General features: G+C 72.9%; 12 protein-coding genes and 1 pseudogene. 10 read left to right on the top strand and 3 right to left on the bottom strand.

Features of this window, described 5'->3' with window-relative positions:
• Nucleotides 1-41: 41 nt before the first annotated feature.
• Nucleotides 42-1,274 (bottom strand): annotated as a pseudogene (gene thrS, locus ACGFRG_RS02050) (threonine--tRNA ligase); the annotation flags it as partial.
• A 216-nt stretch (nt 1,275-1,490) separates the two neighbouring features.
• Entirely contained in the window at nt 1,491-2,654 is a 1,164-nt protein-coding gene (locus ACGFRG_RS02045; protein WP_393260805.1) for an MFS transporter, read from the bottom strand.
• Nucleotides 2,655-2,977: 323 nt separating this feature from the next.
• Here ACGFRG_RS02045 and ACGFRG_RS02040 point away from each other — a divergent pair, with 323 nt between their 5' ends.
• From ACGFRG_RS02040 to ACGFRG_RS01995, 10 genes are all read left to right on the top strand, one after another.
• Entirely contained in the window at nt 2,978-4,192 is a 1,215-nt protein-coding gene (locus ACGFRG_RS02040; protein WP_393260404.1) for a hypothetical protein, read from the top strand.
• Between the two features lie 20 nt (nt 4,193-4,212).
• Nucleotides 4,213-5,418: a sedoheptulose 7-phosphate cyclase gene (locus ACGFRG_RS02035; RefSeq protein WP_393260803.1), complete on the top strand. Its 1,206-nt coding sequence runs from the start codon at nt 4,213-4,215 to the stop codon at nt 5,416-5,418.
• Entirely contained in the window at nt 5,411-6,136 is a 726-nt protein-coding gene (locus tag ACGFRG_RS02030; protein WP_393260401.1) for a cupin domain-containing protein, read from the top strand. Before ACGFRG_RS02035 ends, ACGFRG_RS02030 begins: the two co-directional genes overlap by 8 nt.
• The gene (locus ACGFRG_RS02025) at nt 6,133-6,543 is read left to right on the top strand and encodes a hypothetical protein (protein ID WP_393260398.1); all 411 of its coding nucleotides are present in this window, start codon (nt 6,133-6,135) and stop codon (nt 6,541-6,543) included. Before ACGFRG_RS02030 ends, ACGFRG_RS02025 begins: the two co-directional genes overlap by 4 nt.
• Nucleotides 6,540-7,115, top strand: coding sequence for a VOC family protein (locus tag ACGFRG_RS02020; protein WP_393260395.1), 576 nt, complete (start codon nt 6,540-6,542; stop codon nt 7,113-7,115). Before ACGFRG_RS02025 ends, ACGFRG_RS02020 begins: the two co-directional genes overlap by 4 nt.
• Entirely contained in the window at nt 7,112-8,668 is a 1,557-nt protein-coding gene (locus ACGFRG_RS02015; RefSeq protein WP_393260392.1) for a GMC oxidoreductase, read from the top strand. Before ACGFRG_RS02020 ends, ACGFRG_RS02015 begins: the two co-directional genes overlap by 4 nt.
• 32 nt (nt 8,669-8,700) lie before the next feature.
• Entirely contained in the window at nt 8,701-9,624 is a 924-nt protein-coding gene (locus ACGFRG_RS02010) for a VOC family protein (protein WP_393260389.1), read from the top strand.
• A gap of 95 nt (nt 9,625-9,719) precedes the next feature.
• Nucleotides 9,720-10,367, top strand: a complete 648-nt coding sequence (locus ACGFRG_RS02005; protein ID WP_361418281.1) for a response regulator transcription factor — start codon at nt 9,720-9,722, stop codon at nt 10,365-10,367.
• A 12-nt stretch (nt 10,368-10,379) separates the two neighbouring features.
• Entirely contained in the window at nt 10,380-12,401 is a 2,022-nt protein-coding gene (locus tag ACGFRG_RS02000) for a GAF domain-containing sensor histidine kinase (protein WP_361417061.1), read from the top strand.
• An 82-nt stretch (nt 12,402-12,483) separates the two neighbouring features.
• A complete protein-coding gene (locus ACGFRG_RS01995) occupies nt 12,484-14,088 on the top strand; it encodes a carboxylesterase/lipase family protein (protein WP_393260386.1) in 1,605 nt (534 codons plus the stop codon).
• Between the two features lie 26 nt (nt 14,089-14,114).
• Here ACGFRG_RS01995 and ACGFRG_RS01990 read toward each other — a convergent pair whose 3' ends face one another.
• On the bottom strand, nt 14,115-14,594 hold the full coding sequence (locus tag ACGFRG_RS01990; protein ID WP_361417054.1) for a hypothetical protein: 480 nt from the start codon (nt 14,592-14,594) through the stop codon (nt 14,115-14,117).
• Between the last annotated feature and the right edge of the window lie 63 nt (nt 14,595-14,657).

The following is a 14,657-nucleotide window of genomic DNA, read 5'->3' as shown; positions in this document are numbered from 1 at the left end:
GATCCACGGCCGTTCAGGGCGCATCCCGCGGTCCGTACGGCTCACGAAGCGGTGTCGGCCCACAGGTCGGTGCTGTGGGCGTCGACCAGGGCGCCGATGCGGGTGAGCGCGTCGGCGACCGGCCGCGGGTCGAGGCGGCGGCCGTCGCGCAGGCGCAGTGCCACGTGGTCGTCGGCGGCTTCCTTGGCGCCGATCACGGCCTGGTAGGGCACCAGTCGGGCCTCTCGGATACGGGCGCCCAGGCTGCCGCGGTCCGGTCCCGCGATCTCGGCACGCAGGCCGAGAGCCATGCATCGCTCGGCGAGTGCCACCGCGTTCGGCAGTTCGCTGTCCGAGATCGGGAGGATCGCCAGCTGGGTCGGGGCGAGCCAGGCGGGGAAGGCGCCGCCGTGCTGTTCGATGAGGTGGGCGACGGCCCGCTCCACACTGCCGATGATGGCACGATGGACCATGACCGGGCGGTGTTTGGCGCCGTCCGCCCCGATGTAGTGCAGGTCGAACCGCTCGGGCTGGTGGAAGTCGACCTGGACGGTGGACAGGGTGGACTCCCGGCCCGCGTTGTCGGTGACCTGGACGTCGATCTTGGGACCGTAGAACGCGGCCTCGCCCTCGGCCGCCTCGTACGGCAGACCGGACTGGTCCAGGACCTCGGTCAGCAGCGCGACGGACCGCTCCCACTTCTCGGGTGCGGCGACGTACTTGCCGCCGGGACCGGGCAGCGAGAGCCGGTAGCGGGTCGGGGCGATACCGAGCGCCTCGTACGCCCGGCGGATCATCTCCAGCGCCGCCCGCGCCTCCTCGGCCACCTGGTCCAGGGTGCAGAAGATGTGCCCGTCGTTGAGCTGGATGGCTCGCACCCGGGTCAACCCGCCGAGCACACCGGAGAGTTCGGAGCGGTACATGCCTCCCAACTCGGCCATGCGCAGGGGAAGTTCGCGGTAGCTGTGGGAGCGCGAGCGGTAGATGATCGCGTGATGAGGGCACATGCTCGGCCGCATGACGACCTGTTCGCCGCCGAGGTCCATCGGGGGGAACATGTCGTCGCTGTAGTGCTCCCAGTGCCCCGAGATCTCGTACAGCTCCCGCTTGCCGAGCACGGGTGAGTACACATGCCGGTACCCGGCTCGCCGCTCGGCGTCGCGGATGTACTCCTCCAGGGTGTGCCGTACGGTCGCGCCGTCGGGCAGCCAGTACGGCAGTCCCGCGCCGATCAGCGGGTCGGTGTCGAACAGGTCCAGTTCGCGGCCGAGTTTGCGGTGGTCGTGCATGGCGGTCTCCTCGTGGACATCGGGCGAGTGACCACACGGCGAAGCCCCGGGGCACTCGCCCCGGGGCTTCGGACCAGAACATCAGTCAGCGCGCCGGGACACTCTCCGGCGTCGTCGTCATGGCGATAGCAGCGCGCTTCATGCGGAGGACGTTAGCAGGACGTCGCGATCTTCGCACCGTGATTTTCCCCGTGCTGCGGCGAGCAAGGCACGTGTCAGGGTTCAGACGTTGGACGGCACCGGCCGCAGCCACAGCAGTACGGTCGTGGTGGCCGCCAGCAGGGCGACGCATCCGCTGAAGATCAACCCTGCCGGTCGCAGCCCCAGCGTGACGGCCATGATGCCCACGCCGACCACGGGAATCGAGATCGCCACATAGAAGACGACGAACAACGCGGAGGTGATCTCCGCCCGTCGGTCGGGCGGGCTGTGCTCGCTCACCATGGTGACACCGGCCCGGAACGACAGTCCCTGCCCCGCGCCCGCTGTGACCGCCCCCGCCACCAGCAGCGGCAGGGAAGCCGCGATCAGCGCGGAGGCGATCAGCGCCATGCCCGCCACGAGCGCCACGCACCCCCACGGCAGTGCCCGGTGCACACCGACCCGTCCCATCAGCAGCTGTCCGGCCGTCGACGCCGCGAAGGCCAGGAAGACCACCGTGCCCGCCACCGCCGGATCGCTCACGCCCACCAGCTCCTTGAGGAAGCTGGGTGCCACCGACGCGAACAGGCCCAGTGTCATGAACCCCGTGAAACCGGCCATGGCCGCCGGTACGAAGGCGGGGCGCACCGACGGCGGCACGTGCAGCCGCCGGGGGCGGCGCGACGTGCCGTGCCGCTCCCGTACCGTCTCCGGGATCAGCAGCACACCGACGACGGCCGCCGCCACGAGTGCCAGGTCCAGGAGGAACACCTGGCGGAGCGGATCCGGCGCGTACCGTGCCACCAGACCGGCGAGCAGCGGTCCGCTGCCCAGGCCGCCCATGTTGGCCGCGGTCGCGATCAGCGTGGCGGACGTGGCCCACCGTTTGGGGGCGAGCTCCACCACGGCGGCGGTCGCCGTCCCCGTGAACAGCCCGGCCGAAAGCCCCGACAGCACTCGGCCCGCGAACAGCTCCGGCAGCCCGCGTTCGAAGAGGAAGCACCCCGCGCTCATCGCCGACAGCACCAACCCCGCCAGCAGAACCGGCCGCCGGCCCACGGAGTCCGACAGCTGCCCCAGCAGGAGCAGCGCCACGATGACACCGACGGCGTACACCGCGAAAATCACGGTCACCATGAACGAGGAGAAGCCCAACTTCTGCTGATACAAGGCGTAGAGGGGAGTGGGCAGCGTCGTGCCGCACATGGTGACGGCGAACGCGTAAGCGGCCAGGGCGAACGGCAGGCCGCGTCCGGTGTCGTACCGGCCGGTGCCGATGTCGTCCGCTCGGCGCGCGGATACGGGGTTGCTCACCGCGACTGCCTATCAGGAACACCCCGGTGCCGGGGTGACGCCCCGCGCGCCGGTGGCCATTACACACCGGCTGGGCGAAGACACGACAGCGTGCGCCGGCACACGGCGAGCACGCACCCCGGGCCGACGGGCGGCCGGGACCCGACGATGGGGCCGGGACGGGGCCGCAGCCTCATGTGTACGGGGCCCGGGCGCGCCGACGGTGAAGGGGTATCGATCACCCCTTGGGCAGCGCCCGGTCTGCGAGTCCCCTCATGTGCTCCTTCTCCGTATCCGTAGCCCTCGACCGGAGCATCGGCTCCGGTCCGGCCCGTTTCCCCCTCCAGGTGCGGGCCGGAGCCGCCTCGTGGGGCGAACTGACCGGCATCGCACGGCAGTTGGACGCCGAGCGCTTCCTGCTCGTATCCGAACCCGGTGTCCCGGCGGCCCACGCCGACCGCGCCCTGCACCACCTCGGCGCGGCCGCCCCGACCCGTATGGTGCGGGCGTGCGACGCGATCGCCTTCGGGGCCGACGACATCCCGCCCGACGCCGTGATCGTGGCGCTCGGGGGTACGAGCGTCCTCGACGCCGCCGTCCGTCCAGCCGCACACACCCACCGGGGCCCCCTCCTGCTGCCGACCACCCTGCCCGCCGTCCTGGACACCGCCCTGTCGCTGGTCGGTCCCGCCGGGCCGCGCCGCGTGCCGGTCCTGGTGCGTGCGCAGTTGGAGTTCCTCGACACGCTCGCACCCAATGCCGTGCGGCCGGGGCTGTACGCGCTGGTCAGGAACGTGCTGTCGGTGTGCCCGGCCGCCTATGACCAGGTCGGCGCCCGGCTGCGCCCGGACGGCAGGTACGACACGGGCGAGCTGGCCTCGTTCATCGCCCTGTGCGCCGATGTCCGCGCCGCCCTGACCTGCTACGACCCGCTTGAGGACGGCCCGGCCGGGGTGCTGCGGTACGGGCATGCGGTGGCCGACGCCCTGCGCGCCCTCGGCGTCGGCGCCCTGCGCTACGGCGACGCGGTGGCCCAGGGCCTGCTGGTGGCCGCCCGGTGCGCCCGCCGGATGGGACTGCTCGACGCGGCGGGGGAGGCCGCGCACCAGGAACTGCTGGAGCGCTGGGGCGCACCCGGCCTCCTTCCCGCACCCGTCACCGCGCGGGACGTGCTGCGCGCCCTGCGGCACGCGGCGAACGGCAGCGGCAGCGAGGACCACACCGTCGCCATGGTGCTCCTCGACGCTCTGGGAGAGCCCCATGTGACCGCTGGTCGCACCGTCACCCCGGTCGGCGAGGACGTCCTGCGGGCCGCCCTGGGCGGGGCGGCGACGGACCACGTGGTGGCCCCGCCCCGGCGGCCGGGATCCGGCCGGGAAACCGGCCGGGACACGGTCGGGACCGGTGCCTCATGTGCCCGGGGCACCGGGCGCCAGAACGTAGTGGAAGACGTTTCGTTCCGCCCCCGACCGGGGTCGCGCATTCTGTGAGGAGACCGCTCGTGACCACCTTGGCCCCCCGTTCCACCCACGGCCTGTTCACCTCGGGCGAGCCGGTCCGTTCCTGGACCGTGAGCACCGCCAAGCCCGTCCGCTACGAGGTGGGCTTCACGCCGGGCGTACTGGACCCGCGCAACCCCGCACTCGCGGGCGCGGGGGTCCCCGACGACGGCCCCGCGCCGCCCCGGCGGCTCCTCGTGGTGGAGACCACGGTCGACGAGCTGTACGGCGACCGCCTCCGCGCGTACGGAGCCGCCCGTGGCCTCGACTACGAGATCCATGTGCTCACCGCACACGAACAGCTGAAAACGATGGACGCCGTCTTCTCGGTGACCGAGGCGATGGACCGGTTCGGCATCGCCCGGCGCAGCGAGCCGGTCGTCGCGATAGGCGGCGGCGTGCTGATGGACGTCGTCGGCCTGGCCTGCAGCCTCTACCGCCGGAGCACTCCGTACGTCCGGGTGCCGACCACACTGATCGGCCTCGTCGACGCGGGTGTCGGGGCGAAGACCGGCGTGAACTTCGGGCCGTACAAGAACCGGCTCGGCACCTACCACCCCGCCGTGCAGACGCTGCTGGACCCGCGTTTCCTGGCCACCCTCGACCGCCGGCACCTGAGCAACGGCATGGCCGAGATCCTGAAGATCGCCCTGATCAAGGACCGTGATCTGTTCGGCCTGTTGGAGAGCCACGGCGGCCGACTGGTCGACGAGCACTTCCAGGGCGGCCGCGGTCCCGACGCGGTCGTGCGGGAGGTGCTGGGCCGGGCGGTGCACGGCATGCTGGAGGAGCTGCAGGGCAACCTGTGGGAGAGCGAGCTGGAGCGGGTCGTCGACTACGGCCACTCGTTCAGCCCCACCCTTGAGATGCGCGCCCTGCCCGAGCTACTGCACGGCGAGGCGGTCTGCCTCGACATGGCACTGACCACCGTGATCGCCGAGGAGCGCGGCCTGGTCCTGCCCAGGGAGCGCCGCCGGATCCTGGACGTGATGCGCGGCCTCGGTCTGCCGGTGTGGCACCGGCTGTGCGAACCGGGCGTGCTGGGCGAGGCGCTGGCCGACACGGTCCGCCATCGCGACGGCAGCCAGCGGCTTCCGCTGCCCCTCGGCATCGGCGACGCCGTCTTCGTCGACGACGTCACTCCCGGCGAACTGGCCGATGCCGCACTCACTCTGACGCTGTATCACACCGCGGACAAGGAGGACGGTCATGCGTGAAGCGGTCATCGTCGCCGACGTCCACGAACCGGCGGACGTCCACGGTGTGCACGCCGCCGAGGGCCTTTCGCGCTGGACGTGTCTGGCCCGGCGAACCGGGCTGCACGGCCGGTGGGAGGCGGTCGAGTGGGCCTGGCTGCCGCCCGGCGGCGTCAGCGGGGAACACCGCCACTCCCGTACCGAGGAGCTGTACTTCGTCCTGCGCGGGCGCGGCGAGATCACCCTCGACGGCCGGGCCCACCCCGTGCGCCCCGGCACGACCGTCCTCACCGCCCTCGGCCGTCGGCACGCGCTGCGCAACACCGGGCGGCGGCCGCTGTCCTGGCTCGTCATCGAGATGCCCGCCGATATCCCCGCCCCGCCCACCACGAAGGACACCGTCATGCACGACACGACCGACGCCGACGCCGTCATCGCCGACCTGTACCGCTCCGGACCGGTGGACGCCGCCACCGTGCTCAGCGGCCCGCTGCGCACCGTACGGGTGACCCGTCTGCTCCCGGCCGACACGGCCGAGCTCGCCGCCCGAGACGTCGAGCACACGGTGTACGTGACCGACGGCGCCGGTACGGCCTCGATCGGTGAGACGAGTGTGGCGCTCGGCCCCGGCGTCTCCGTGACCCTGCCGCTGGGCACCGAGGCCCGCGTGGAAGCCGGTGGCGAGGGACTGGAGTACTTCCACGCCGTCCTGGACGTGCCCCGAGGGGAGGAGTCGTGATCGTCAACGCGAGCCGCCGGACGGCGGCCCTGCACAGCGGTGGCCGGGCGCCCGTACCGCCCATCCGCGTCCGCTGTCTGGCCCGGCGCGGCATGCTGCACAGCGAATGCGAGGCCGTCGACCGGGTGAGCCTGGCACCCCACGCGCACTACGACCTGGTCGGCCGGTCCGGCACCGAAGCGGCCTGGTACGTGCTGCGCGGCCCGCTCACCGTCCACTGGCCCGGCGTACCGGCCACCGCCGCCGCCCTCGGCGACGGCGCCCTGGTCCTGTCCCGCACGGCAGGGGACATCGCCCTGCGGGCCGGGCCGGACGGCGCGGAACTGCTGTGCCTGACCGTGACACCGTCGGCCCTCACCCGCCGACTCCCGCCCCGCACCCCCGACATGACAAGGGACCGGACATGACCACCACCGCCCCGGCCACAGCCACCACTTCACGCGCCCCGGGCCTGAGCGCCGTCCACCACGTCGCCTTCACCGTGCCCGACCTCGACGAGGCGGTCGCCTTCTTCACCGACGTGCTCGGCGCCGAGACGGCCTACCGCACCGGACCGATCGCCACCCCCGGCAGCGACTGGATGCACCGCCAGCTCGGCGTCCACCCCCGGGCCACCGCACACATCGCCATGCTGCGCCTCGGTCCCACCCTCAACCTCGAACTCTTCCAGTACACCGGCCCCGGCCGACGCCGGAAGATGCCCCGCAACAGCGACTGTGGCGGCCACCACCTGGCCCTGTGGACGGACGACTTCGACGCCTGTGTACGCCACCTCGCCGCCACGCCGGGCGTACGGATACTCGGCGAGCCCGAACGGGTCGGCGAGGGCCCCATCCGCGGCACCCGCTGGGTGTACTTCACCACCCCGTGGGGCCAGCACCTCGAACTCGTCCACGCCCCCGACCGCCAGCCCTACCAGGACCACACCGACGTACGCCTCTATCAGCCGCAGGCCCCGCACGAAGGGAGAGGGACATGACCGGCATCTGGGGACCCGGCACCCCGCCGGTGGTGCGGGGCGACGCCACCCGCTACGACGCCGACATCGTCGTCATCGGCTCGGGAGCCGGGGGAGCGACCATGGCCTGGGCCCTCGCCGGGACCGGCGCACGCGTCCTCGTCGTCGAGCGCGGCGGCTTCCTGCCGCGCGAGGAGGCCAACTGGTCGCCGCAGGCGGTCTTCGGCGACGCCCGCTACCGCAACGCCGAGACCTGGCACACCACCGCCGGCAAGGCGTTCACCCCCGCCGCCCACTACTACGTCGGCGGCACCACCAAGGTGTACGGAGCGAGCCTGCCCCGGCTGCGCGAGAGCGACTTCGACGCGGTCGACCACCTGGACGGCACCTCCCCGGCCTGGCCCTTCGACTACGGGGGGCTGGAGCCGTACTACGCCGAGGCCGAGCGGCTCTACCGTGTGCACGGCCAGTGCGGCCACGACCCGACCGAGCCGGCCAGGTCCGGTCCCTACCCGCATCCGCCCGTCGCCCACGCGCCCCCCATCGCGGAGCTTGAGCAGCGCCTGCGCGCCCAGGGCCTCCACCCCTATCCCCTCGAACTCGGCGTCGACCTCGCCGACGGCGGAACGTGTGTGCGCTGCGGCACCTGCGACGGGTTCCCCTGCCGCGTCGGCGCCAAGAGCGACGCGGAGACCCGCGCCCTGCGCCCCGCACTGCGCGCACCCACGGTCCGGCTGCTCACGCATACGTATGTCTCGCGGCTGCGCACCGGCCCCTCCGGGGGCATCGTCACCACCGTCGAGGCGCACCGCAACGGCCACCCCGTCACCATCGTCGCGGGCACCGTCGTGGTCTCCTGCGGAGCCGTCAACTCGGCGGCCCTGCTGCTCCGTTCGGCGAGTGGCGCGCACCCCGCCGGTCTTGCCAACGGCAGCGGTCTGGTCGGGCGGAATCTGATGCTGCATCACAACAGCATGCTGATGGCCGTCGACCCCCGCCGCCGCAACCCGTCCGTCTTCCAGAAGACCCTCGCCGTCAACGACTTCTACCGGGCCGGCGACCACACCCCCCACCCGCTGGGCAACCTCCAGCTGATGGGCAAGGTCCACCCGGCGGCCATGGCGACCGCGCACCCACGGGTGCCCCGCCGCGTCCTGGGCGCGCTGGCGGACCGCAGCGTCGACTGGTGGCTGATCTCGGAAGACCTGCCCCGGCCGGAGAACCGGGTGCTGCTCGGGTCCGGGGGAGGGATCACCCTCGACTGGCACCCGGTCAACGCCCGCGCGCACCGGCGCCTGCTGCGCCAAGGGGCACGGATGATGCGCCGCGCGGGATACCCGCTGGTCCTCACCCACCGTATGGGCGTCGAGCACACCGGCCACCAGTGCGGTACGACCGTGGCCGGTCACGACCCGGCCCGCTCGGTCCTCGACCCGTACTGCCGCAGCCACGAGGTGCGCAACCTGTTCGTCGTCGACGGCGGTTTCTTCCCCTCGTCCGCGGCCGTCAATCCGACCCTGACCATCGTCGCGCAGGCCCTGCGCGCGGGCAGAGACGCCGCCGTCCTGCCCTGACACCGCAACGTGGGACCGCAAGGAGATCCACCATGTCACTGCACCGTCTGTCCTCCGTCACCATCGGGGTCCCCGTCCCCGCCGCGACAGCCCCGTACTACACCGAACTCGGCCTGCGCCCGCACGACGACGGCTGGTTCTCCACCCGCGACGGCGGCCGCCAGCTGCGCATCGTGCAGGCCCCCACCCGTCGGCTGATCGAGATGCGCATCGGCGTCGACGACACCGACGACCTGGACGCCGCCTTCGTACGGCTGCGCCGCATGGGCATCGCCGCCGTGCGGGGAGACGGGCCGAGCCTGATCGCGGCCGACCCCGTCACCGGGGCCCGGGCCGTGCTCCAGGTGGAGCCGCGCCCCACCCCGACGCCGACGCCCCCCACCCCGTACAACGGACCGGGGCGCGAGGAGCGCACCGCCGGCCGGGCGCCGGGCATCCTGCGCCCCGACCGGGTGCGGCCCAGCAAGCTGGGGCACGCGGTCCTGGGCACCCCCGATCCCCGGACCACGGCCGCGTTCTTCGGCGACGGCCTCGGCTTCAAGGTCAGTGACTCGCTGGGCGACGCGGGCTCCTTCCTGCGCTGCACCACCGACCACCACAACCTCCTGGTCCTGGCGGCTCCCGTGCCCTTCCTGCACCACACGTCCTGGCAGGTCGACGACGTGGACGACATCGGGCGCGGCGCCATGGCCATGCTGGAGGGCCATCCCGAGCGCCACATCTGGGGCTTCGGCCGCCACCACATCGGGTCCAACTTCTTCTGGTACCTCAAGGACCCGGCGGGCAACTTCACCGAGTACTACTCCGACATGGACTGCATCGTCGACGACCAGCTGTGGGATCCGGAGGTCTTCGACGTCAACGAGAGCTTCTTCAGCTGGGGCCAGCCGCCCCCGCCCTCGTGGGTCGCGCCGGAGGACATGGCCGCGCTGATGACCGGCACCCATACGGCGTGAGCGGCCCGTACGCCCGTCCGGGGCGAGCAACAAAACGAGAGATCGCCCCGGGCAGGCTCTAACGTCAGGCTGTGAGACAAGACGAGGACGACACCATGCCCCGTGTCCTGATCGTCGACGACCATCCGCTGTTCCGCAGCGGCCTGAAGGCCGCGCTGGAGAGCACCGGCGGCGCCGACGTCGTCTCCGAGGCCGCCACCGGCGGCGAGGCCCTTGAGGCCGTGGCGCGGCAGCAACCGGACGTCGTCGTCATGGACCTGTCCCTGCCCGACGCCTCCGGCATCGACGTCACCCGGCAGCTGCTGGGCCTGCACCCCGGGCTGCCGGTGCTGATGCTGACCATGTCCGACGACGACGGGAGCCTGTTGGCCGCGCTGCAGGCCGGTGCCCGTGGCTATCTGGTCAAGGGCGCGGGCGCGGGGGAGGTGCTGCACGCGGTCCGTACGGTGGCCGCCGGCGGCGCGGTGTTCGGCCCGCAGACCGCGGCGCGGCTCACCTCGCTGCTCGTCGAGGGCCGGCGCCACGACGCGGAGCAGCTGTTCCCGGCGCTCACCGCGCGCGAGGCCGAGGTCCTCGATCTCATCGCCCGGGGCCTGGACAACCGGCGCATCGCCCGTGAACTGGTGCTGTCGGAGAAAACGGTCCGCAACCACGTCACGCACATCTTCGACAAGCTCCAGGTGACCACCCGCGCCGAGGCCGTGGCCAGGGCGCGGGACGCGGGCCTGGGGGACGAGGACTGAGGGAGCGCTGCGATGGACGAGGCGGCAGGCGTGCGGGGCGGGCGCTCCGCCCTGGCCTTCGCCGCGTACGGGCTGACCCTCGCCTCCGCCGTGACCTGGGCCGTCCTCGCCCTCGCCCACCTCGACGACGCGCGGCTGATCCCGTACATCGTTCCCGGCGGGGTCCCCGCGGTGGCCGCCACCGGAGTCGTCCTGCTGGGCGCCTTCATGACGGCCCACCGCCCGCGCAGCGTCCTGGGCCCCCTCCTGGTCGTGACCGGGACGGCCAACGTCTTCTCGGAGGCGGCACTCCTCCTCGCCGCCGTCACCGAGCCCCCGTACGGCGCCGGTGTCGCCCTCGGCGTCGTCTCGCGGCTCTCCTACGCGCTGGCGGCCTTCACCTTCTACGTGCTGCCGCTCTACCTGCCCAGCGGCGAACTGCCGCGCCACTGGATCTGGCGGCCCTACCTCGTCGTCGTCGCCCTGTGGAGCCTGGTGCCCGCCTACACCGACCCCGCGCGCAGCTACGGCCTTCCCGACCCGCTGAACGCCGGTGCGTGGGCACGCGTGCGGGCGGACATCGTCGCCCACCTCCCGGTCGTCCCCGTCGTCTCCGCCTTCCTGCTGATCGGCCTCACCGTGATGGCGGTGCGCTGGTGGCGCAGGCCCGACCGACGGCAGATCATCCCCGTCCTGCCGTATGTGCTCTGGCTGGTGTTCCTCTACGTCGGCCGCATCGCCCCACCCACGGGCGCGCTGTGGTCCTACGCGTACGCGGTGGCGTTCCTGTGGCCGTTCTGCGCGATCTACGGCATCAGCCGCGACCGCTCCGGACAACTGGACCGGGCCACCCGCAAGATGCTGGCCTCCCTCCTGCTCACCGCCGCCCTGATCGCCGTGTACACCGTCGTCTCCCTGCTGGTCCTGCGCTCGCTGCCCGGAGGGCTGAGCACCCAGGCCCTGGTGTCGGGCGCGGTGGGTCTGACCTTCGGTGCGCTGCTCTACCCGTGCGCACGGGTGGCCGTACGCGTGGTGGACCGTGTCTACTACGGCGACCGCGCCCGCCCCTACCACGTGGTGCGGGCCCTCTCGCAGCGGCTCAGCCAGACCGCCCCGCCCGCGCAGGCCCCGCGACTGCTCTGCGACACCGTCGTCACCACCCTCAACCTGCCCGGCGCCAGAGTGGTGGTCGACACCCGCGGCGGCCCGCGCACCCTGGCCGCCGCCGGGGAGCCGGTGTCCGACGCGTACGGATTCCCCCTGACGTACGAGGGCAATGTCGTCGGCCATCTGCATGTCGCCCCGAGGGCGGGCCAACGGGCCCTGGACCGCCAGGACATGGAGGTCCTGCGCTCCCTCGCCGACCAGGCCTCGCCCGCGCTCGCCTCCGTACGCCTCTACGAGGACCTGCGGGCGGCCCGCGAACGCATGGTGGTGACCAGGGAACAGGCCCGCCGCACCCTGCGGCACGACCTGCACGACAGCCTGGGCCCCGCGCTGTCCGGCGCCCGGCTGCAGATCGACACCGCGCGCTACGCCGTACCGGACGACTCCAAGGCCGCCCAGCCGCTGGAGACGGCCTCCGAGGGCATCGGGCAGGCCATCGCGGAGCTGCGCCGGATCTCCGCCGGTCTCGCACCGGCCGCCCTGGACCGCAACGGGCTGTGCGGCGCGCTGCGGCAGCTGGCGGACCGGTTCGGGCAACGGCTCCCGGTGGACGTGCGGTTCGCCCCCGACCCGCTGCCGGGCCTGCCCGCCGCCGTGGAAGTGGCCGTCTACCTGATCGGGGGCGAGGCACTGAACAACGTCGTACGCCACTCCAGGGCCACCGCGGCCGTGCTGAGCGTGCGGGTGGTGCCGGAGGAGGTGACGATCGAGGTCAGCGACGACGGGTACGGGATCGTGGAACACCGTACGGGCGACGGGGTGGGCATCCGGTCGATGCGGGAACGGGCGACCGAGCTGGGCGGGGAGTTCACCCTGACCCGCAATCGCAGCGGCGGCATGGTCGTCAGGGCGTCGTTCCCACCGGTGGCCGGTCCCTTCCCGGGGTGACGGCGTGCGAGGGTGCACGATCGGGCAGGTGTGCCCCCTTCCGGGCGAAGGCAACCCGCCCGGCCACGGGTAGAGACTCTTCATGGCCCTTGCGCGCAGCCTGTTCGCCCCCCTACTCGTCGGGCTCCTCGGATTCCTGGCTCCTGCGGCCGCGGTCCCGGACCAGGCGGCACCCGAGGACCCGGCCGTGATCACCACGGATGCGGGAGCGGTACGCGGCGTGGTCACCGACGGGGGCCGCGCCTTCCTCGGTGTGCCGTTCGCCGCGCCGCCGGTGGGGGAGCGGCGCTGGCGGGCGCCGCAGCCCGTCGCCGCGTGGTCCGGTGTGCGGGACGCGGGCCACTTCGCCGGTGCGTGCGCCCAGCCGGCCCGACCGGTCCTCGGCAATGCCGAGATCACCAACGAGGACTGCCTCTATCTGAACGTCTTCACCCCGCCGGGCGGCGGCGCGGGCAAACCCGTCCTGGTGTGGTTCCACGGCGGCTCGTTCGTCTCCGGCACCGGCGCCCACTACGACGCGTCCCGGCTGGCCCGCACCGGCGACCTGGTCGTGATCACGGCCAACTACCGGCTCGGCGCGTTCGGATTCCTGGCCCATCCGGGGCTGACCGCCGAGGCCCCGGACACCGGATCCGGCGACTACGGCCTCATGGACCAGCAGGCGGTGCTGCGGTGGACGAGGGCGAACGCGGCGGCCTTCGGCGGGGACCCCTCCAACGTGACGGCGGCGGGCCAGTCGTCGGGCGGCCTGAGCGTCTGCGGGCACTTGGCCGCGCCCGGTTCGCGGGGCCTGTTCGCGCGTGCCGTCATCCAGAGCGCCCCGTGCGGTGTGGCGTCCCGTCCGGCCGCCGAGGCCGTCGCCACGGGCAGGTCGTTCGCCGCCGGGGCGGGCTGCCTGGGCAGCGCGTCCTCGATCGTGACGTGCCTGCGGAACAAGTCGGCCGCCGCACTGCTGAAGGTGCCCACCAGCGGCGCGGCCCCCTGGTGGCCGGTGTCCGGCACACCGGTCCTGCCCGTACCGCCCGCGCAGGCCATCGCGGCGGGGGAGTACGCCAAGGTGCCCACGCTGATCGGCAACGGCCTCGACGAGGGCACCATCGGCGCCCTGATCGTCGAGTCCGGCGGGGTGCGCCTGAACGCGGTCACCTACCCCCTCGTACTGTCCACCGTCTTCAAGGCGGACGGCCCGAAGGTCGCCGCGCGGTATCCGGCGTCGCGGTACGGCAACGACCACCGCCTCGCGTTCGCGGCCGCGTTCGGTGACTACCTCGTGGCCTGCCCCACCCGGGAGGCGGCGCGGCGGTTGGCCACCGCGACACCGGGCCGCGTCTTCGCGTACGAGTTCGCCGACCGGTCCGCCCCCATGCTCTACAACCTGCACCCGGATTTCCCGATGGGTGCCTACCACGGCGCCGAGCTTCCGTACCTGTTCGGCTATCTGCCCGCGGGCGACGTGAAGTTGAATCCGGGGCAGACCAGGCTGTCGCAGACGATGGCCACCCTGTGGTCGCGTTTCGCCGCCGACGGGGCCCCTGACCCCGCCGTCTGGCCGTCCACCGCCCCGGACCCCTATCGGCCGCTCTCCCTGGCCCCGGACGCGATCACCCCCCGGACCGACTTCGACGCGGCCCATCAGTGCGCCTTCTGGGCCACTCTCCCGCCCCCGACCTCCCAGGGGCCGGTGTAGCGGCGGCGTTTCCCGGCGGACCGCCGTCAGTACTGCCAGTGCGGGCGGCCGCTGACGACCCGGCAGTAGATCTCGCGCCCGTTCGCGGCGTGGGTGGACCGGCCCAGATCGGCTTTGCGGCAGAACTGGCCCGCGTTGTAGCAGTTACCGGCGTTGGAGACGATCTCGCAGTCGCCGGAGTGGGTGGAGGCGGTGTCCTTGGCGCTCGGGCGGTTGTCCGGAGCCGGAGGTTCGGCGGTATGCGACTTCGTCGGCGCGGGCGCGGGGGTGTGCGGCTTCGCGCTCGTCGGACTCGGGGCCGGTGAATGACCAAGGGAGTCGGAGGGAGTCGCGGTCGGGGCGGCCGAGGAGGATACGGGAGGCGGCGGGGACTTGGGGTCGGTGCCGTCCTGACACCCCGCGAGCGTGAGGGCGGCCGCGATCGCAGCGGCGACGACGGCGGCTCTGGCCCGTCGCGAGCGCGAGGGTCTGGGGCCGGGAAGGGGCATGGGTCTGGATATGGACATGGCGGTAACTCCTGCTCCGGGCACGCGACGTGTGCGCAGCGAACGTGCCGCGTGCGCTGCGCA

It is taken from the genome of Streptomyces sp. NPDC048696 (assembly GCF_043198895.1).
GTDB lineage: Bacteria > Actinomycetota > Actinomycetes > Streptomycetales > Streptomycetaceae > Streptomyces.
This window is presented reverse-complemented; position numbering and strand designations above follow the sequence as displayed.